20 protein-coding genes are annotated in these 20,163 nt (G+C 50.8%); 11 read left to right on the plus strand and 9 right to left on the minus strand.

The genetic code is table 11. The features are described from left to right. Positions 1 to 11: 11 nt before the first annotated feature. From ACPAOP_RS01890 to ACPAOP_RS01900, 3 genes are read right to left on the minus strand one after another with little or no spacing between them, the layout of a single operon-like run. On the minus strand, positions 12 to 812 hold the full coding sequence (locus ACPAOP_RS01890; RefSeq protein WP_423709097.1) for an adenosylcobinamide-GDP ribazoletransferase: 801 nt from the start codon (positions 810 to 812) through the stop codon (positions 12 to 14). After that, the gene (gene cobT, locus ACPAOP_RS01895; RefSeq protein ID WP_423709099.1) at positions 812 to 1,846 is read right to left on the minus strand and encodes a nicotinate-nucleotide--dimethylbenzimidazole phosphoribosyltransferase; all 1,035 of its coding nucleotides are present in this window, start codon (positions 1,844 to 1,846) and stop codon (positions 812 to 814) included. Before cobT ends, ACPAOP_RS01890 begins: the two co-directional genes overlap by 1 nt. A 7-nt stretch (positions 1,847 to 1,853) precedes the next feature. Then, positions 1,854 to 2,252, minus strand: coding sequence for a diacylglycerol kinase (locus ACPAOP_RS01900; RefSeq protein ID WP_423679284.1), 399 nt, complete (start codon positions 2,250 to 2,252; stop codon positions 1,854 to 1,856). A gap of 315 nt (positions 2,253 to 2,567) precedes the next feature. Here ACPAOP_RS01900 and ACPAOP_RS01905 point away from each other — a divergent pair, with 315 nt between their 5' ends. Beyond that, the gene (locus ACPAOP_RS01905) at positions 2,568 to 3,347 is read left to right on the plus strand and encodes an IclR family transcriptional regulator (RefSeq protein WP_423679283.1); all 780 of its coding nucleotides are present in this window, start codon (positions 2,568 to 2,570) and stop codon (positions 3,345 to 3,347) included. A gap of 84 nt (positions 3,348 to 3,431) precedes the next feature. Here the strand turns inward: ACPAOP_RS01905 and ACPAOP_RS01910 are convergent, their stop codons facing one another. The 5 genes from ACPAOP_RS01910 to tkt all read right to left on the minus strand — a co-directional run bounded on the left by ACPAOP_RS01910 (position 3,432) and on the right by tkt (position 8,688). Further along, positions 3,432 to 3,890, minus strand: a complete 459-nt coding sequence (locus tag ACPAOP_RS01910) for a cache domain-containing protein (protein ID WP_423679282.1) — start codon at positions 3,888 to 3,890, stop codon at positions 3,432 to 3,434. A 233-nt stretch (positions 3,891 to 4,123) separates the two neighbouring features. Further along, positions 4,124 to 4,804: a signal peptidase I gene (gene lepB / locus ACPAOP_RS01915; RefSeq protein WP_423709100.1), complete on the minus strand. Its 681-nt coding sequence runs from the start codon at positions 4,802 to 4,804 to the stop codon at positions 4,124 to 4,126. A 182-nt stretch (positions 4,805 to 4,986) separates the two neighbouring features. After that, positions 4,987 to 6,003, minus strand: coding sequence for a type I glyceraldehyde-3-phosphate dehydrogenase (gene gap, locus ACPAOP_RS01920; protein WP_176804895.1), 1,017 nt, complete (start codon positions 6,001 to 6,003; stop codon positions 4,987 to 4,989). A gap of 67 nt (positions 6,004 to 6,070) precedes the next feature. After that, positions 6,071 to 6,679 carry a GNAT family N-acetyltransferase gene (locus ACPAOP_RS01925; RefSeq protein ID WP_423709101.1) on the minus strand — a complete coding sequence of 203 codons (609 nt, stop codon included), beginning with the start codon at positions 6,677 to 6,679 and terminating at the stop codon, positions 6,071 to 6,073. Positions 6,680 to 6,684: 5 nt separating this feature from the next. Beyond that, entirely contained in the window at positions 6,685 to 8,688 is a 2,004-nt protein-coding gene (tkt, locus tag ACPAOP_RS01930) for a transketolase (protein ID WP_423709103.1), read from the minus strand. Between the two features lie 300 nt (positions 8,689 to 8,988). Between tkt and ACPAOP_RS01935 the strand changes: the two genes are divergently transcribed. Then, complete coding sequence (locus ACPAOP_RS01935) at positions 8,989 to 9,714, plus strand: 16S rRNA (uracil(1498)-N(3))-methyltransferase (RefSeq protein WP_423709104.1); 726 nt, start codon at positions 8,989 to 8,991, stop codon at positions 9,712 to 9,714. Between the two features lie 27 nt (positions 9,715 to 9,741). Here ACPAOP_RS01935 and ACPAOP_RS01940 read toward each other — a convergent pair whose 3' ends face one another. Continuing rightward, positions 9,742 to 10,017, minus strand: a complete 276-nt coding sequence (locus ACPAOP_RS01940) for a DUF3079 domain-containing protein (protein ID WP_423679277.1) — start codon at positions 10,015 to 10,017, stop codon at positions 9,742 to 9,744. Positions 10,018 to 10,291: 274 nt separating this feature from the next. On the opposite strand from ACPAOP_RS01940, the gene ACPAOP_RS01945 reads away from it, so the two are divergent. The 9 genes from ACPAOP_RS01945 (at position 10,292) to dut (ending at position 19,973) form a co-directional block, all read left to right on the plus strand. Then, on the plus strand, positions 10,292 to 10,942 hold the full coding sequence (locus ACPAOP_RS01945; RefSeq protein WP_423679276.1) for a DUF5610 domain-containing protein: 651 nt from the start codon (positions 10,292 to 10,294) through the stop codon (positions 10,940 to 10,942). Between the two features lie 423 nt (positions 10,943 to 11,365). Beyond that, on the plus strand, positions 11,366 to 12,502 hold the full coding sequence (locus ACPAOP_RS01950) for a methyltransferase (protein WP_423709106.1): 1,137 nt from the start codon (positions 11,366 to 11,368) through the stop codon (positions 12,500 to 12,502). 89 nt (positions 12,503 to 12,591) lie between these two features. Next, a complete protein-coding gene (locus ACPAOP_RS01955) occupies positions 12,592 to 12,804 on the plus strand; it encodes a hypothetical protein (RefSeq protein ID WP_423679274.1) in 213 nt (70 codons plus the stop codon). A gap of 24 nt (positions 12,805 to 12,828) precedes the next feature. Continuing rightward, positions 12,829 to 13,533: a hypothetical protein gene (locus tag ACPAOP_RS01960; RefSeq protein ID WP_423709107.1), complete on the plus strand. Its 705-nt coding sequence runs from the start codon at positions 12,829 to 12,831 to the stop codon at positions 13,531 to 13,533. A 166-nt stretch (positions 13,534 to 13,699) separates the two neighbouring features. Continuing rightward, entirely contained in the window at positions 13,700 to 14,680 is a 981-nt protein-coding gene (locus tag ACPAOP_RS01965; RefSeq protein ID WP_423709109.1) for a bifunctional riboflavin kinase/FAD synthetase, read from the plus strand. A gap of 52 nt (positions 14,681 to 14,732) precedes the next feature. After that, the gene (gene ileS / locus ACPAOP_RS01970; protein WP_423709111.1) at positions 14,733 to 17,597 is read left to right on the plus strand and encodes an isoleucine--tRNA ligase; all 2,865 of its coding nucleotides are present in this window, start codon (positions 14,733 to 14,735) and stop codon (positions 17,595 to 17,597) included. Between the two features lie 139 nt (positions 17,598 to 17,736). Further along, the gene (lspA, locus tag ACPAOP_RS01975; protein ID WP_423679269.1) at positions 17,737 to 18,255 is read left to right on the plus strand and encodes a signal peptidase II; all 519 of its coding nucleotides are present in this window, start codon (positions 17,737 to 17,739) and stop codon (positions 18,253 to 18,255) included. A gap of 17 nt (positions 18,256 to 18,272) precedes the next feature. Beyond that, positions 18,273 to 19,475: a bifunctional phosphopantothenoylcysteine decarboxylase/phosphopantothenate--cysteine ligase CoaBC gene (gene coaBC / locus ACPAOP_RS01980; RefSeq protein ID WP_423709967.1), complete on the plus strand. Its 1,203-nt coding sequence runs from the start codon at positions 18,273 to 18,275 to the stop codon at positions 19,473 to 19,475. Positions 19,476 to 19,523: 48 nt separating this feature from the next. Beyond that, a complete protein-coding gene (gene dut, locus ACPAOP_RS01985; RefSeq protein ID WP_423679268.1) occupies positions 19,524 to 19,973 on the plus strand; it encodes a dUTP diphosphatase in 450 nt (149 codons plus the stop codon). Positions 19,974 to 20,163 lie beyond the last annotated feature (190 nt).

Genomic DNA, 20,163 nt, shown 5'->3' on the forward strand with positions numbered 1-20,163 from the left:
GACAAATCAGCTTAAGGACTGGTACTGACAACGCGTGCCAGTACACCAAGATAAAAAGCGAGCTCAGATAGCTGCTGCACTGCCCCCAGGCAATCACCGGTATATCCGCCGATTTTTTTGAAAAATACGCGGGCCAGCCAGAAACTGGCCAGCAACATTAAAACCATTGCGGGCAACAAACGGTCTGTCATCAAAGGCTGCCAGAACAAAATAGCTCCAGCGGGTAGCAACACCGTCAGGCAAGCGATACCGAATTCATTTGAGGTCATCTTCTGCGCCAGTGGCTTGGCTTTTCCTTCCTGTTTCGCGTAACTGAGCAGCCAGATCAGACTGCAGGAGAACAAACGCGACAATGGGTGAGCAAGCAGTAAAGCGGGTATGACCAACACGGTCGGCAAGCTCACCAGTACGATAAATTTACTCAATAACATCAGGCACATGCCAATCGCACCGTACGCACCGACACGCGAGTCTTTCATGATCTCCAGTACCCGTGCCGGTGTCATCCCGCCGCCAAACCCATCGCAGACGTCGGCAAACCCGTCTTCGTGAAATGCGCCAGTCAACAAAATACTTGCCACCATAGACATCAGGATTGCGACAGCGGCTGGCCACCATAACGATGCAATCGCATAGGTACTGGCCGCAACCGCACCGACTACCCAACCGACCGCAGGGAAATAACGTGAAGCATGGTGCAGCCAGGCAGGATCAAAGCCCACCCAGCCCGGAATAGGAATGCGCGTAAAGAACTGCAGCGCAATAAAAAACAAGCGCAGCTGATGCAGCGCATGCTGCCCTAACAGCACCATCAGCCAGCACTCTTTTCACTGACTTGCGCTGAACCAAATGTCGCCATCTGATTCAGGAAATTCACCGCTGCCTGCACCATAGGATAGACCAGTGCTGCCCCCGTACCCTCCCCCAGACGCAGATCGAGTTTCAGCACAGGATTTACCTTAAGCACTTGCAGTAAGCGAGCATGACCACTTTCATCAGATTGATGGGAAAACACACAGTAATCGAGAATATCCGGTTGCAGTCGTGCAGCGACAAGCAAGGCGCTGCTGACAATAAACCCATCGATCAGCAAGACCTTACGACGTGCAGCCGCTTCCAGCATGGCTCCGGCCATCGTCGCAATTTCAAAACCGCCAAAACAAGCCAACACGTCAAGAGGCTCGCTTACACCGGAATGTAAGGCAACGGCTGCCTCAATAACCTTTTGCTTATGTCGTATGCCATCAGCAGATAATCCGGTACCGGCTCCGACACAATCGGCGACTGGCAGCGATGTCAATATATGCATCAACGCCGCAGCGGCCGTCGTGTTGCCGATACCCATTTCGCCAAAGCCAAGCACGTTACCGGGTAAAGCAGCAACCAGTTCACGCCCGTTCTGTATGGCCATTTGACATTGCTCCGGTGTCATCGCTGGCTGCTGTGCAAAATTACGTGTACCGGGGGCGACTTTACGTTGAATCAAACCGTTTTTCTGACCAAATTCATGATTCACGCCCGTATCGACAATCTGCAGCGCAATATTATTTTGTCTGGCAAACACATTAATTGCCGCGCCGCCGCTGAGAAAATTTTCAACCATCTGCCAGGTGACATCTTGCGGAAAAGCGGAGATTCCCTCTGCAACAACACCGTGATCGGCTGCAAACACAATAATGGCCGGGTCACGCAGCACCGGGTTAGTGGTTTGCTGTATCAGGCCGATTTGTAAGGCCAGTTGCTCTAGGCGCCCCAGACTTCCCAGCGGCTTGGTTTTGTGATTGATCGCATCGTTGAGCGCGCTGGCAAGCGTGGCGTCGTTCGTCGTTAAAATGGTAGGTAACATGTTTTTCTTATGGGTAAAAGCGATTGACTAAAATAACAGCCCAGGTACCGATTGCAATAAAAAAAGTCAGTAGTACAGCGGCACTGCCGAAGTCCTTGGCATTTTTAGACAGGGTGTGACGTTCGAGGGAAACTCTGTCCACCACCGCTTCAATGGCAGAATTCAGCAGCTCAACGACCAGAATCAGTAATAACACCGAAATCATCATCAGCTTCTCAATTGCGGATACAGGCAAACTCAGGGCAACAATAACACCGACTATCACCAGCACTAGTTCCTGGCGGAAGGCATGTTCGTTGATCCACGCTGAACGAAAGCCATCAATCGAATAAAAAAAAGCCGAAAAAATACGCCGCAAACCACTCTTACTTTTGAATTCGCTGATGGGTTGTTCCTGCTCGGACATCGTCATTCCTTGTGAGAAAAAAACAGCGGAGCCATTGATCGACTCTCGCCTCGCCGCCGGATTTTACATGACAAACATCCGCACACCATTTCAAAATGATGACGGTATCGTTTTACGGGTAATCACTTGCAATCAATATGCAATCCGGTTTTCTCTGCAAAAGTTATTTTTTCAATATAAAACCAATATCGTTTGCAGCGAATTTGCATCGTTTTTTATTAAATTTCCGTTTCAGCCTCTTTTTTCGTTGCTGGGTCAATGACGATTTTTTCACATTGTGGTATAACTTGATTATTGCACTGCACCACCAAGATTATGAAAAACGACGCTCCTGCCTCAGAAAAAACTTCCATACAAGTCATAGAACGCATGGTTTCGCTGCTTGATGCGCTTGCGCATTATCAAGATCCGGTCAGTCTGAAAGAACTGGCATCAGAAACCGGCCTGCATCCTTCTACTGCTCACAGAATTTTGAATGATCTGGTCAAAACACGCTTTGTTGATCGCGCCGATACCGGCTATTACCAGTTAGGGATGCGCCTGCTTGAACTTGGTAATATCGTCAAGAGTCATCTGAACGTACGGGAAACCGCGCTGGAATTTATGCGCGCACTACACCGGCAGACTAACCAGACGATCAATCTGTCAGTGCGTCAGGGAGACGATATCGTCTACATTGATCGTGCGTTTTCCGAGCGCTCAGGCATGCAAGTAGTCCGTGCAATCGGTGGTCGCGCACCCTTACATCTGACATCGACAGGAAAATTATTTTTATCACTGGACGAGCCCAAGGCGATCAGGGCTTATGCGACGCGTACCGGTTTATCCGGTCACAATAAAAATTCGATCACGGATCTCGCCAAACTGGAAAAAGAACTGGCTGAAGTCCGTCAGACTGGTTATGCCAAAGATAATGAAGAACTGGAACTCGGCGTGCGCTGCATGGCTGCCGGTATTCACGACGACAGCGGAAAAATGATCGCCGGCCTTTCCATCTCGGCACCGGCAGATCGTTTGCAGGAAGACTGGAAGAACAATTTAATGGAAACCGCGCACCAGATTTCTGCGGCTCTGGGATATAAAGGACCACGCTGAGCCATTGCCGGAATATATAAAAAAACAGCGCTGGATCAGCGCTGTTTTTTATTGCGATGAGCCAATTCAGCTCACGGTAGCGTTTTATTTATAAGCACCACAGCCAACGAAATAATCGTCAATTTTTTCAAAATAACTGGATTTCGTTTCCAAGCCCTTGGTCACAGGATTGGGCCATTGGTAATCAATCCAGCCCTCATTCTTCGTTTTAAGCGTCGCAATCATTTCCTTGATAATCGGCTTGCCTTCAACTTTCAAGTCCATTAAATTTTTACCTATCATCTTGGGGTTCGCACCATGCGACAGGTTGACGCCGTTCATATCATAGACGAACAAATATAGATCACGGTCATGAAAATCCTTGTTCGAAACATCGTTAAAATCGGCGAATGCTTTTTCTTTTCCGACCTTCTTAATATGAGCAATTCCTTTTTTGACCAATGCCTGCGCCTGCGCGGTAGAACCACGCTCGTCTTTTGCCATGGCAGTCGTCATAAAAAATCCCATTACTGCCAACAAAAACAGCTTACTTACTAATTTCATGTTTTATCTCCTCATTTAGCACAGTGTCAACTGACTATGCATGTTTGTTATATTGCGTCAGCGCTCCAATGATTAATGAGTTGTTGTCTGTAGTCCAGCCTTAGTCGCTGTGCAGCGCAATAAATCTGTCGTTCTTTTGACTGATTTCACAAAAATCTACATTCTAAGAAAAATCTACTCAGCAACAGCAATGAGGCAGGCTCGCCCGGCTTCACCGGATGAGACCGGCCTTACTATAGTTTTGCGCCGAAACGTTCAAAACGTGGCAGATAATAATCGTCACCATTCAGAGAAAACATTAAACGCTTCACCTGGCCGGTAATCAGTTCACGTTTTACAAAGCCGATGTAACGTGAATCTTTGCTGTTGTCACGGTTATCGCCAAGCATCAGATATTCGCCTTGCGGAACCCGTACCGGACCAAAATTACGCATGGATGCACGTTCCGGCATCACGATGATGTGATGATTGAGGCTGCCGAGCTGCTCTTTATAGACTTGTTGCAGACCTTTATATTCGCGTTGCGGTGTCAGTTGGTCTGGAGTAGCGACCTGCGCCGCTTCGTAATTGGCAGTCTGGCCATTAATCAGTAAGCGTTCATCGCGCATTTCCACCACGTCCCCCGGTACGGCAATCAGGCGCTTCACCAACCGCGTACCATCTTCCGGCGAAGAAAAAGTAACGATATCGCCACGCTGTGGATCTGACACGTGCTTAAGGATCACATCCGTCAATGGCAGCTTGATATCGTAGGCGATACGGTCACAAATCACTCTGTCGCCCTCAAGCAGGGTAGGATACATGGAGCTTGACGGCACAAGGTAATAATCGGCAAGCGCACCGCGTACCAGCGCCATACCAAACATAAAAACGATAAAGCCTTTGTTCTGCGAAAACAGTTTCTTCAATTTCATCATACGGCTCCTGTTATGTAATGATGACTGTGATGTGTCGCATTTCTACAGAGCAGGCATTAGTTACACAAGACTGCTACTGTCATCTTGCATTGAACTTTGACAAATTCAAGTATTCTGAATTCATTGGACAAAAAAATACCCCGAAAGTTCGGGGTATTTTTTGAGACCAAAACGCAGAATTATTTTGCGCTCATCAGTGCCACAGTCGTGTCGAGCATACGGTTGGAGAAACCCCATTCGTTGTCGTACCAGCTGGAGACTTTGACCAGACGACCGCCATTAACTTTAGTCAGTGTTTCGTCATAGGTCGAAGATGCTGGGTTGTGGTTAAAGTCAACAGAAACCAACGGTGCTTTGTTGTAATCCAGAATACCTTTCAACGCGCCTTCGGATGCTTCTTTCAATACTTTGTTGATTTCTTCCACTGTCGTATCACGCTTAGCAATGAAAGTCAGATCAACGACGGAAACATTGATAGTCGGTACGCGCATTGCGTAGCCATCTAATTTTCCGTTCAACTCTGGCAAGACCAAACCAACTGCTGCTGCCGCACCAGTTTTCGTTGGGATCATGCTCATGGTTGCAGAACGTGCACGGCGCAGGTCTTCGTGCATCACGTCTGTCAGGACTTGGTCATTCGTGTAAGCGTGGATCGTTGTCATCAAACCGCTTTCAATACCGATCGCATCGTTCAATGGCTTTGCCAATGGTGCGAGGCAGTTCGTTGTGCAGGATGCGTTAGAGATCACAGTGTCAGTTGCTTTCAATACGCCGTGGTTCACGCCATAAACAACAGTCGCATCTACATCTTTACCGCCTGGAGCAGAAATGATGACTTTTTTCGCGCCGCCAGCCAAGTGGGCAGATGCTTTTTCTTTGGTTGTGAAGAAGCCTGTGCATTCCAGTACGACGTCCACATTCAATTCGCCCCAAGGAATATTCGCTGGGTTACGCTCAGCAAATACTTTGATCTTGTCGCCATTGACGATCATGGAGTCACCTTCAACTACGACGGTGCCAGGGAACTTGCCGTGGGCTGTGTCATAACGTGTCAGGTGGGCATTCGATTCTGCATTGCCCAGATCGTTGATGGCGACGATCTGAATTTCATTTTTGAATTTGCCACCTTCATAGTGTGCGCGAAGGATGTTGCGGCCGATACGGCCATAGCCGTTGATTGCGACGCGAATCGTCATGGTTTTATCTCCAAAGGACTGAACAACAATAAAAGAACAATAAAAAACAAACTGTTTTGCAAAAATCTCAGTGCAACGCACCCGATGTCGGCATCGCGTTCACCGATGCCATCAGCACAGACAGATCACGCCAGCCATAGCCGACTTCTTTCAAATCGGCGCCATCCCAGGTAAACGCTTGTTCATGCATTAAAACAGCACCCAGATCTTCGTAAAAATTACGGGCAATTGCGTTACCTGAAATCACCCAGACCAGCAAATTATCAGCGCCCTGTGCCTGTAATGTACGCGCAACCTTTTGCAGCAAACGACGACCAATGCCAGAACGCTGCCACGCAGGACGCAGATAAATTGCGGTCAGTTCAGCGCGCATACCCAGCTTTGGTTCCGGAAGCAGCATGCCAGAAGCAAAGCCGATAATGTGCCCTTCGCTTTCTGCGACGTACACGCACACGCGGTCACCTGCAGCCGGCAAGGCTTCCAGTATCTGCTTCCAATGCAGGAAACTATCCTCAATGCGCATCTGATCCAGATATGTATCCGGAATCATCCCGCGATACGTGGTTTGCCAGCTTTCCACACGCACAGCGGCGATCGCTTCTGCGTCGGCGACTGTAGCACGACGCAGACTGACTTCTTTGATAAGGCTCACAGTGCTGTCAACTAAATCTGTCATTGTGCTTAAGCCAGAGTCGCCTTAACCTTGGCGACCACATTTTCAACTGTAAAGCCAAAATACTTAAACAAGACACCTGCCGGAGCGGATTCGCCAAACGTGTCAATACCGACCACCGCGCCTTCCAGACCAACATATTTGTACCAGAAGTCCGTTACGCCAGCTTCAATCGCAATACGTGGCAAACCTTTACCCAATACTGCAGTTTTGTACGCAGCATCCTGACGATCGAATACATCCGTCGATGGCATGGACACCACGCGTACTGCAATACCCTGCTCAGCCAATGCGGCTGCGGATTTCACCGCCAGCTCGATTTCAGAACCAGTCGCAATCAGTACCGCTTTTGCATCTGCGGCATCTTGCAGAACATAGCCACCACGCTGAATGTCAGCGATTTGCTGCGCTGTACGCTCCTGATATGGCAAATTCTGGCGCGAGAAAATCAGGGTCGATGGGCCATCATTACGTTTCACAGCATGTGCCCAGGCTGCAGCAGATTCCACCGTGTCACATGGACGCCAGTTATCCAGATTCGGGATCAGACGCATACTGGAAACGTGCTCAACTGATTGATGAGTAGGGCCATCTTCACCTAGGCCGATAGAATCATGCGTGAACACAAACAGCGTGCGGATTTTCATCAGCGCAGCCATGCGGATCGCATTGCGGCTGTAATCTGAGAACGTCAGGAAAGTCGCGCCGAAAGGAATATAGCCGCCATGCAAAGCGATACCATTCATGATCGCGCTCATGCCGAATTCGCGCACACCGTAATTGATATGATTACCCGCCTGATTACCACGAACGGCAACACATTCTTTCCAGTTCGTCAGGTTAGAACCGGTCAAGTCAGCGGAACCGCCAAGAAATTCTGGCAACGATGGGGCAAGAGCCTGAATCGCATTCTGACTCGCTTTACGCGTCGCGATGTTTTCTTTTTTCTCAACGCAGGCAGCGATCGCATTCGCAACCACTTCATCGAAATTCGCTGGCAAATCACCTTTCATACGGCGCGTCAGTTCAGCCGCTTTTTGCGGGAATTTTGCGCTGTAAGCAGCAAATGCGGCATTCCATTCGGCTTCCGCTTTGGCGCCGTCGGCTTTCGCATCCCATGCGGCATACACATCTGCAGGAATCTCAAACGGTGCATATTCCCAGCCGATATGAGCGCGTACGGCAGCAATTTCTTTATCGCCCAACGCTGCACCGTGCACATTGTGTGTGCCTTCCATGTTAGGCGAGCCTTTACCGATCACGGTTTTGCAGCAGATCAGCGTTGGTTTGGCCGATGTTTTTGCGGCGGAAATCGCGGCATCCACGGCTTTGGCGTCGTGACCATCGACTGCGCGAATGACGTTCCAGCCATAGGCTTCAAAACGCTTAGGCGTGTCGTCAGTGAACCAGCCTTCGACGTGGCCATCAATTGAAATGCCATTGTCATCCCAGAAAGCAATCAGTTTATTCAGTTGCAGCGTACCGGCCAGCGAGCAGGCTTCGTGAGAGATACCTTCCATCAGGCAACCATCGCCCATGAACACATAGGTGTAGTGATCAATCATGGGCAAACCATCCTGATTGAATTCGGCTGCCAGTAATTTTTCAGCCAGCGCCATGCCAACCGCATTGGTGATACCCTGCCCCAGCGGACCGGTCGTCGTTTCCACGCCTGGCGTGACATGCACCTCCGGGTGTCCTGCTGTTTTCGAATGCAGCTGACGGAAATTTTTAATTTCATCCATAGACAGGTCATAGCCTGTCAGATGCAGCAAGGAGTAATGCAACATCGAACCATGTCCATTCGAGAGCACAAAACGGTCGCGGTTAATCCATTGCGGATTCGATGGATTATGACGGTAGTGCCCCTTCCACAGTGCCACAGCAATATCTGCCATGCCCATCGGTGCGCCCGGATGACCGGAATTAGCTTTTTGTACTGCATCCATAGACAAGGCACGAATTGCGCTTGCCATCTTTGTGATTATTGCTGGCTGGAGAGATGAAATCATGGCGATAGAAGGTCTAGATGAGGAAACTGGTCAGTGAGCATGTTAGCGAGCGTCTTTAAAAAAATGACATTCATGGCTCTGCAAAGCCCGATATTTTACCAGAGCACAGCGCCACACAATACAATTATGACTTTTGCATGACTGGTAGCAGCATGGATAACTCCCCTCTGCGCAGGATTATTTTCTTATGACGGAGTCAACGCGCCACTGTTTTATAATCGCCGCTGATTTCTTCATATAACTCTTGAGTAACTCTCGATTTAAGTCTTCATTCACCCTGTATTGCTCTAGCACCGACTTATGCCACGTTTTTTCTGCCCCGTCCCTCTCATCATTGGTGCTGTTATCGATTTACCGGAAACGGTCGCACATCACTTATTTGTGCTGCGCCTGCAAATGGGCGACACGATACAACTGTTCAATGGTGAAGGCGGTAGCTATGTTGCCAGCATCGCAGAAATTGCAAAAAAACGCGCAACAGCTGAAATAAAAGTGTTCTTACAGGAAGAAGTTGAACTCCCTTACAGTCTGACGCTGGCGCAAGCCTTGCCGGAAGGCAGCAAGATGGACTGGATCATAGAGAAAGCGATGGAACTGGGCGTCTCTGCGATCCAGCCACTCGCGTCACAGCGCTGTGTTGTACGTTTATCCGCAGAACGGGCAGAAAAGAAACTCAGCCACTGGCAAGGCATTATCGTTGCCGCCGCCGAACAATCCGGCCGCAACCGCCTCGCCCATCTGTCTGCGCCGCTGGATCTGAGTAAATGGCTGGGGCAACAGGATATACATCAACGCATTATGCTGTCGCCGCGAGCAGAGCAATCGCTGGCCGATTGGAGCAGACATCACGCACCACAGGCAGTGAGCTTGCTGATAGGCCCTGAGGGAGGACTCACCGAAGAGGAAGAAGACTTTGCAAGCCGCCAGGGCGTGATCGCCCTGTCAATGGGCCCTCGAATCCTGCGTACAGAAACGGCCGGTCTCGCCGCCATCGCCGCGCTGAATGCTGCCTGGGGCGGAATGTAGAAACAGGAAGCTGACTCCTGCTATTCATCAATGATCATTACTCTTGCTGACATCGGTTGCTCCGCCTGCCTCTGCAGCGCCAGTGCTGTCAGTGGCGTCAGTCTTGTCGGCCCCGCCCACCGGAACGATCTGTATTACCGCACCAGGTTGCCAGTCTTGCCAGTCATCGCCAAATAATTCGGCCGGATGTGCGGTACGATCTGCGCCGTTACCACAGCGCATAGCATCAGCAGGGCAATACTCATCACACCCCCAGCAAATGCGCTCAGGGTTCTTGGGTTGAGCAGGAAACTTTTTTGCCATCGTCGCCACCGGTTTTACACCAATTGACTAATCCTAGCGCAATCCGGACGATACTTCCTTGATCCAGAACCGGATTTTCGGGATTCGCCGGAATTCATAACATGAACAGCAACGCCCGTTCGCAACGATAGACGACCAGTACCGCATCAATACGATAAAAGCACGAAGCAAACTTGCTGAAAAATAACTCACAATAAAATTATAGAAACAGCGTTTTCTGTCGTTAAGGGAAAACGGAGATAGTCATCTCTGACCTTATTACTGGGAGCGCAACATGGATCTGAGTGTATCTGGTGTCAACACGACCACGCCGGCAACACTGGCAAAACCAACGACCGTCAAACGGACGGATAGTAATGACCAGAATGCGGGCAATGCGGTACAGGGAGACAAAGTCAGCCTCGCGTCCGGCTCCGGCGTAACAGATTCGCCGGTCTATGCAGATCCCCGAACCAGAGCAGCATCAAGCTCGGACGTCGCCGCCGTAGTCGAAGAAGCCAACCGTAAGGCACAACAAATTACGGATATGATCAAATCCGCGGTGCAGCAGCAGGGCTTACAGTTATCCAAGGTCGTCAGCGGTGAACAGAAAATCACTGCTTCAGCAGATGATATCAAAGCTGCGCAGGCCGCGATTGCTGATGGCGGTGAATTCAGCCCGCAAAAAACTGCGGAACGTATTCTGACTTTTGCCAAGGCGGCTATCGGTGGTGATCCGGCGAAATTACAGAAAATCCGTGACGCAGTGGAAAAAGGCTTCAAGGAAGCAGCTGAAATTCTGGGCGGCAGCCTGCCGGATATCAGCCAGCGCACTTTGCAAGCAGTACGTGCAGAATTCGATCGCTGGCAGTCGGAAGGGATACCGACTGGCGATACGGTCAGTTTGTCATCCCCGGCAACTGCGTCCGCAACAGTGAAGAAATAAGATCCATTTCATCAGAAACGCTGCTGTCCCCCTGAACGCAGCGTTTTTGATGTGAATGCCAGTGCACTCCGAGATACAGAATATCCCTAACTGCCTCTGCATTGTCAGACAAAACTGCGCCCCCCCTATTTACATATACTGGGCAGGAGTATGTGTAAAAACCAGTCCATACCCTAAGTAAAATAAGGGGCATCTGAATATACTCCCCCCACTCTCAAAGCAGCGTATCCATCCTGCTGATGACTCTGCTCAGCACGTTGATGCCGCTACGTTCTTCACGCTGTGATCCCGTCCGGTCAATCACGATGACGTAATGACGCCGAATCTTTGTTTGCGAATACGCCTCAGGTACAATCGCGCCCCGGCCCGCGAAATGATGCGTGCGACCATATTTCAACACATTCAGCAAACAACAGGCTCAGCATGAACTCACCTACTCCACAATTGCAATGGACAGAAAACGACGAAGTACGCAGTTGTCGCTGGCATGCAGAGAACGGCGCACCGCCGCCAAAACGGGTGCAGATCGCTGATGACCGCATGAGCACGGAAGTCGCCTACAAGCTGGCTTGCGAAGGAACCGCCTTGTTGTGGCGCGGTGATTTTCAGAATGCCAAACAATTATTGCAGGCACTCGCCCGTCGTATCGACAAAAAACCGGCTGGCAAAAAAAAGAACGTTGCGACGACTGCCGCCGAAGCCTTCCATTTACACCGGCAGGCTCAGTCACAGCGCGCGCGGGTGCTGGCCATGGTGTTAATTCCATTCGAGGTGGATTACCGTATTCCCCTGCGCCGCGCGCCAGATGTTGTTACTGCCTGCACCGAAGCCTATGGCGCACCTGACACCGCATTTGTGACTTCATTACGTGAATTACTCGGCATCATCGGCGCCCATGAATGGCGTAAAAATGGTGTGCACATTGCACCACTGGGGGCAAAAATCCACCCGCATTACGGCGTGTTTTCTCCGGTACGCGGCGAATATCTCGATCTGCTGGCAAAAGCGCCACTGCCGTCCAACGAACTGGCATTCGATATCGGCACCGGTACCGGGGTCGTCTCAGCCTTGCTGGCAAAACGTGGCGTCAGAAAAATCATCGCAACCGACCTTGATCCACGCGCCTTGCGTTGCGCAAGCGACAATGTCGAGCGGCTTGGACTAACAACACAAGTCGAATTGCAGCAGACTGATTTATTCCCCGAAGGTAAAGCACCGTTAATCGTCTGTAACCCGCCTTGGTTGCCAGCGCGTCCAAATTCGGCCATAGAACACGCCATTTATGATCCGGAAAGTCGCATGTTGCGAGGCTTTCTGGCCGGTGTTGCTGATCATCTGGAAGCCAACGGCGAAGCCTGGCTGATCATGTCTGATTTTGCAGAACATCTGGGCTTACGTACCCAGACTGAACTGTGGGACTGGATAAGCGCAGCGGGTCTCATCGTCGCGGGAAAAATGGACATCAAACCACGTCATCCGAAATCCACCGACAGCAATGATCCCTTGCATACGGCAAGGGTCAAAGAAGTAACCTCGTTATGGCGTCTGAAAATAAAATAAACCCTGCTATTGTCATCACACATCGGTAATTAAAATCAGTAATTAACCGCGTCACTCTTGATTTATATTTAGTCCGCACACCAACTATCATGAATAAACCAGCCCGTATCCTGACTTTCAAATGTAAAAAATGCAGTAAATCTGTACAGGTATTTTTGCAAAAAGTCTCTGCCTGCTCACACATACAACCGTATCAAGGCATCTGCACCTGCGGTGAAGTGATGAAACACGCAACCGGCAACAAAGAAGCAGTCGAGTCCTACCTGAATTCAAATGACGTCACCTGGTCACATCATCACTAAGATAATTTACGGGACAAAACAGTCATGCCCACACCTCCGTCACAAGCAGAACAATGGCTGAGCGATGCGCAAGCCGCCGTTACAAGGCAGGAACCTGCATTCGCGTTAGAGAAATATCTGCAGTTTTTTGAGCATGCATTGGAAGAAAATCCGGCGCTCAGCGCTGTCAGGCTCTCGTTTTGTCTGAGTGGGTGGGCTGATCTGGCTAGAAATTATCCGCCCGCACAACTGAAACTGAAACAGCATTGCGAGCAAAGCCTGCAGCAGTTCATGGCGACCGGGCTTACTTCTGACTTCCACGATTACCTCAGTATTTGTCGTTGCCTGAACACGTCTGATGCGGCACTCGACACATTTTGCCGGATTCACGAGACCCACCCGGCTTTGGCAGCCAGCGTCCACGACCTGATTTGGGTGCAACTGGCCGAAGCGAAAAAATGGAGTATTTGCGCCCGCTATCTGGACGACTATCAGAAAAAGTATGAGTTGGCGTTAGAAGTGTATCTGGGTTCGATGAGCATCGCGCAAAAGCATCCCGACACCGGCGACGAATTCATCACTATCTGTCAACAGCGGTTCGCCGACCATATTCGCCATTTAATCTCCGCGCTCGAACATACTGGTCGGCAGCAACAGGCAAGCGACATTTGTGGACTTGCCAATCAGGCAGTCATCACGCATCAGATTCCGCTTGAGCTTTTTACCTGCGCTGGCGGGAGCCAACAATAAGCAGCAGTCCAAACGAAAATTGGCACTGGCAGCGGTATAAAACGAACGATCAATGCGTAGAAAACGCTCAGGATCGCACTGAATCCGCCCAGAAATCGCGTTTTACACGGCTTGTCCGGGCGAAAGCATTTATAATCTACCGCTTTGCAGCAGTTTTCTGGACACAATGAAGGTATTCCGCGGACTTCCGAATGCAGCCTCCCGTGCCGCTTGTGCATTGGCGATAGGTAATTTTGATGGGGTGCATCTTGGCCATCAGACTTTGCTCGCTCATTTGCGTGCAGCAGCTGATCGTCTCGGTATCGAGGCTGCGGTGATGACGTTTGAACCACATCCGCGCGCGTTCTTTGCCAAACTGGCTGGCGATTTATCAAAAGCACCTGCACGCATTGCCAACCTGCGCGACAACCTGACTTCGCTACAAAACGCAAATGTTGACCGTGTCATCGTCGAACACTTCAACGCCCACTTTGCCTCACTGTCGCCACAAGACTTTATAGAAAAAGTGCTGGTCGAAGGTTTGCACGTGAAATGGCTGATGGTCGGTGAAGATTTCTGCTTCGGCGCCAAACGTGCGGGCAGTATCTCGATGCTGGAAGCCGCCGGAAAAATTCATGGCTTTGAGGTCGTAACCTTAGCTTCCGTACAAAATAAAGGTGTCAGAATTTCTTCCTCAGCGGTACGCGCGGCGCTGGCACAAGGAGATTTCGAGGAAGCACAGGCTTTACTTGGACATCCTTACCGCATATCCGGTCATGTGACGCATGGACAGAAACTGGGCCGGACCATCGGTTTTCCGACGCTGAATTTACGTATCCCACATCATCGCCCCGCGCTGACCGGTATTTTTATCGTACAGGTGCATGGTCTTGCCGAACAGCCACTGCCTGCGGTCGCCAGCCTGGGCGTGCGCCCTACCGTGGATGACAGCGGCCGTGTCCTGTTAGAAACGCATGTCTTTGACTACAGTGGCAATGCTTACGGCAAAATCGTACAGATCGAATTTTTACGGAAACTGCGTGACGAAGAAAAATACATCGATCTGGCAACGCTGACCGCCGCGATACAACGTGATGCAGATCACGCACGCGCTTATTTCCGCGCGACGACACGCATACCAGCCAATAACGCTACTGACCGAATTTGAAGAAACACCTCAGGGTTTTTCTTCCACCTCTCTATTTACAAGAAAATTCATCATGTCTGAAAACAAAGCGGCTAAATCTGCCAGTAAATACCCGGTCAACATGACCGAAACTGCCTTTCCTATGCGTGGCGACCTCGCTAAACGCGAACCGAAATGGGTTAAGGAATGGCAGGATAAAAAAATCTATCAGCGCATCCGTAAAGTCAGCGCCGGTCGCCCTAAATTTATTCTCCACGACGGTCCTCCATACGCCAATGGCGACATCCACATTGGCCATGCCGTCAATAAAATTCTGAAAGACATGATCGTCAAAGCCCGCAACATGGCAGGCTTTGACGCGCAATACGTGCCCGGCTGGGATTGCCATGGCATGCCTATCGAAATTCAGATCGAAAAACTGTATGGCAAGAATCTGCCTGTCGGTGAAGTGCAGGCAAAAGCGCGTGCTTATGCTAATGAACAAATCGAGCGCCAAAAGGTGGATTTCATCCGTCTCGGCGTGCTCGGTGAGTGGGATAACCCCTACAAAACTATGAATTTCAGTAACGAAGCCGATGAAATCCGCGCGCTCGGCAGCTTGTTGGAAAAGGGCTATGTTTATCGCGGTCTGAAGCCGGTCAACTGGTGTTTCGACTGCGGCTCGGCACTCGCTGAAGCGGAAGTTGAATACGAAAACAAACGCGATCCGTCGATCGACGTCGGCTTTCCTTTCGCAGAACAAGATAAACTCGCCACCGCATTCGGACTGGACAAACTGCCACATGAGCATGGTTACTGCGTCATCTGGACCACCACGCCATGGACCATTCCATCGAATCAGGCGCTGAACATGCACCCGGAAATCACTTACGCTCTGGTCGAGACTGTTCGTGACGGTACTCCCTTACTGCTGATCCTGGCACAGGATCTGGTTGCAGACTGCCTTGCCAAATACGAACTCGAAGGCAAGATCATTGCAAGCTGCGCCGGTACTGCTTTAGCCGGAATCAGATTCAAACATCCGTTCGCCTCGCTGGACGCGGGCTATGATCGTTTTTCGCCTGTTTATCTGGGTGATTACGTCAGCACCGAAACCGGTACCGGTATCGTTCACTCGGCACCCGCGTACGGTATCGAAGATTTCCTGTCATGCAAAGCGCATGACATGAAAGACGAAGACATCATCGCGCCTGTCATGGGCGACGGTAAATTTGCCTCCAGCCTGCCATTCTTTGCTGGTATGACGATTTGGGAAGCCTCCAAACCTATCTGCGACAAACTCAGAGAAGTCGGATCGCTGTTCTCCCTGAAAATGTTTGACCACAGCTACATGCATTGCTGGCGTCATAAAACGCCGATCATCTATCGTGCAACATCGCAATGGTTTGCCAGCATGGACAACACACCGAAAAACGGTGGCGACTCCCTGCGTCAGACTGCGCTGAAAGCCATTGATGAGACGGCGTTTTATCCTGGCTGGGGTAAAGCACGTCTGCATGGCATGATCGCCAACCGCCCCGACTGGACCTTGTCACGCCAGCGTCAGTGGGGCGTACCTATGGCGTTTTTCCTGCATAAAGAAACAGGGCAGTTGCATCCACGCACACCTGAACTGCTGGAACAAGTCGCTCAGCGCGTAGAAAAAGAAGGTATAGAAGCCTGGCAAAAAATTGAAGTTGCCGACCTGCTCGGTGATGAGGCCGGGATGTATGTCAAAAACCGCGACACTCTCGATGTCTGGTTTGACTCCGGTACAACACATCAGACTGTGCTGCGCGGCTCACATAAAGAGCAATTGCAATTTCCTGCTGATCTCTACCTCGAAGGTTCCGATCAGCATCGTGGCTGGTTCCATTCTTCTTTGCTGACGTCAAGTATGCTCAACGGCCGTGCGCCGTACAAAGCTTTGCTGACCCACGGTTTCGTGGTGGATGGCGAAGGCAAGAAAATGTCTAAGTCCAAAGGCAACGTGGTCGCTCCGCAAAAAATCTCAGACACCTTAGGTGCAGATATTCTGCGCTTATGGGTCGCATCGACCGACTATTCCGGTGAACTTTCAATCTCGGATGAAATTCTGAAACGAGTGACAGAAGCCTATCGCCGCATCCGCAATACCTTGCGCTTCTTGCTGGCGAACACCTCCGATTTCAATGCAGCAAAAGATGCAGTCGCTATCACTGATCTGCTGGAAATCGACCGCTACGCGATCGCTAATATGGCAGTATTGCAAACAGAAGTACTCACTCACTACGACGCCTATGAATTCCATCCGGTAGTCAGCAAACTGCAATCGTATTGCTCAGAAGACCTCGGCGGCTTCTACCTCGATATTCTGAAAGACCGTCTGTATACCAGCGGCACAACATCGCATGCGCGCCGTTCTGCGCAGACAGCGATCTGGCATATCACGCAATCGCTGCTGCGCCTGATGGCACCGATGCTGTCTTTCACAGTCGAAGAAGCATGGCAATTCTTTGCTGATGCTGACGCGTACAAAGGCAGTGATGAAACCATCTTCACCCAAACTTATTACCAGTTGCCGGCAATCGCGGATGCAGATGTCCTGCTCGCCAAATTCAATACTTTGCGCAACGTTCGTGCCGACGTGACGAAGCAACTCGAAGAAGTCCGGGTGTCCGGTGCAATCGGTTCTTCACTGCAGGCAGAAGTTTCGATCAAGGCTGCAGGCGAAAAATTTGCGGCGCTCAGCAGTCTGGAAGACGACCTGAAATTCACGCTGATCACTTCCGCCGCTACCGTTGAACAGGTAGCGACCGAGGCTGAAGAAGCCGTCGTTGTAACACCATCCAAATATGAAAAATGCGAGCGTTGCTGGCATTATCGTGCAGACGTCGGCAGCCACGCGGAACACACAGGTCTGTGTGGCCGTTGCGTCAGCAATCTGTTTGGTGCGGGTGAAAAGCGTCGCTTTGCTTAAGCGCTCATCCTGACCGTATCAGGCCGTGCTTATTCTGCCCGGCCTGATACGGTGAAGCTGGTAAAATTTCCTCATCCTGCCTTGCTGCACAGCTTTTGGCGCGGGCGACGTTCATTCTCATCTTCATCGCAGACTTTTCATGGCTACCAAAAAACGTACGAATCTTTCTGCAGTCAGTGTTCACTCCGGCTCGTCCCTGATCCCGTGGTTAGGATTTGCCACCATCATTATCCTGCTTGACCAGGTCAGCAAAATCACTATCACCAAGTTATTTGCCTATGCTGAATCGCTGAGCGTGACTTCATTTTTTAATCTGACGCTGGTCTATAACAAGGGTGCGGCATTCAGTTTTCTGGCAGCAGAATCCGGCTGGCAACGCTATTTCTTTACCGCGATAGGGCTGGTTGCTGCAGCGTATATCACCTATCTGCTGAAGCGCCACGCTACACAAAAACTGTTTTGCACTGCCCTGGCCTTGATTATGGGTGGTGCGTTGGGGAATGTAATCGACCGTCTGCTCTATGGTCATGTGATTGATTTTCTGGACTTCCACTACCAGGAGATCTATCACTTCCCGGCTTTCAATATCGCGGATAGTGCGATCTGTGTCGGTGCAGCATTATTCATTCTCGATGAATTGCGCCGCGTCAAAAAATAAGGAGTGCTGACATGAGCCTGCGATTGACTGGCAAAAAAATTGTGCTTGGTATGACAGGTGGGATCGCCTGTTACAAGGTCGCCGAATTAACACGCTCCTTAAGCAAAGCAGGCGCTCACGTGCAGGTGGTGATGACACAGGCAGCAATGCAGTTCATCACGCCGGTGACCATGCAAGCTTTGTCCGGTCATACGGTATTTACCGATCAGTGGGATGCGCGGATTCATAACAATATGCCGCATATCGATCTGACGCGCGATGCCGACGCAATCATCATTGCGCCCTGCAGCACTGACTTCATGTTCAAACTCGCACATGGTGCTTGCGACGATTTACTGTCGACGCTGTGCGTCGCACGTCCGCGCCACGTCCCCTTATCGATCGCGCCGGCGATGAATGTTGAGATGTGGCAGAACCCCGCAACCCAACGCAACCTCGCCCTGATTGAAGAGGACGGCATACAGGTTCTTGGCCCGGCAGCGGGTGAGCAGGCCTGTGGTGAGACAGGTATGGGACGCATGCTGGAACCTGAGCAATTACTCACAGAAATCATCGCGGCATTCCAGCCCAAAATCTTGGCCGGTAAGCACGTGCTTATTACCGCCGGCCCGACTTTTGAGCCGATTGATCCTGTGCGCGGCATCACCAATTTATCCTCCGGCAAAATGGGCTATGCGCTGGCGCTGGCAGCCTGGGAAGCCGGCGCACAAGTGACGCTGGTGTCTGGTCCGACTGCGCTCGCAGCACCGCATGGTGTGCGCCGTATTCATGTGCAGACTGCGCAGCAGATGCATGATGCCGTGCTGAAAAGCCTGGCACAAAACAAGCAGGATATTTTTGTTGCCGTCGCCGCCGTGGCCGATTGGCGCGTTGCCAATGCGAGTGAGCACAAACTGAAAAAAACGCAACACGATGACACGCCGCAACTGGTGTTCGCACAAAACCCGGATATTCTGGCGACCGTTGCCGCGATGCCCGGTGCGCCCTACTGCGTCGGCTTTGCAGCGGAATCAGAAAACCTGCTGGAATATGGCGCGGCGAAACGCATCAAGAAAAATATACCGCTGCTGGTGGGCAATATCGGTCACCATACTTTCGGCAAAGACGATAACGAACTCGTTATATTTGACGAACATGGTCACACCGCTCTGCCTCGCGCTGACAAGCAAACGCTGGCAATTCAGTTGCTGGCTGAAATCGCGCGACGCTTGCCGCACTAAATGAGCGCGGCGGCGTATCCCTTTTATGTTTTCTTTGTCTGAATTTTTATGAAAAATATCGACCTCAAAATTCTTGATCCGCGCATGAAAGATTTACTGCCGGCTTACGGCACCCCCGGCAGCGCGGGACTCGATCTGCGTGCGTGTCTGGACGAGTCTGTCACAATACAACCCGGTGAGACAGTCTTAATCCCGACCGGACTGGCAATCCACATTGCTGATCCGGGTTACGCCGCAATGATCCTGCCACGCAGCGGCATGGGTCACAAAAACGGCATCGTACTGGGTAATCTGGTCGGCTTAATCGATTCTGATTATCAAGGTCAGCTGATGATCTCGACCTGGAATCGCGGACACAGCGCATTCACTTTGAATCCTATGGAGAGACTGGCGCAATTAATCATCGTTCCTGTGGTTCAGGTCGGCTTCAACATCGTCGAGGAGTTTGGCGACAGCGAACGCGGTGAAGGCGGCTTTGGCAGCACCGGTAAGCATTAGCAGAAACGGTCGTCAAATGACGATACTCCCCCTATTTTTTTGAATTTTCGCCTTTACCTCCGCATAAAATAAGGACTCTGAAATATACCCCGGGGAGTATATAAACAAGCCGACAGAGGACGATGCGCCGGTGACGGGCATCAGCAATGACACCACGAGCGACAAGGCACACAAAAACCGGAGCTGGCGC

The sequence above is a fragment of the Undibacterium sp. WLX3042 genome, assembly GCF_049544825.1.
Lineage (GTDB): Bacteria > Pseudomonadota > Gammaproteobacteria > Burkholderiales > Burkholderiaceae_D > Undibacterium.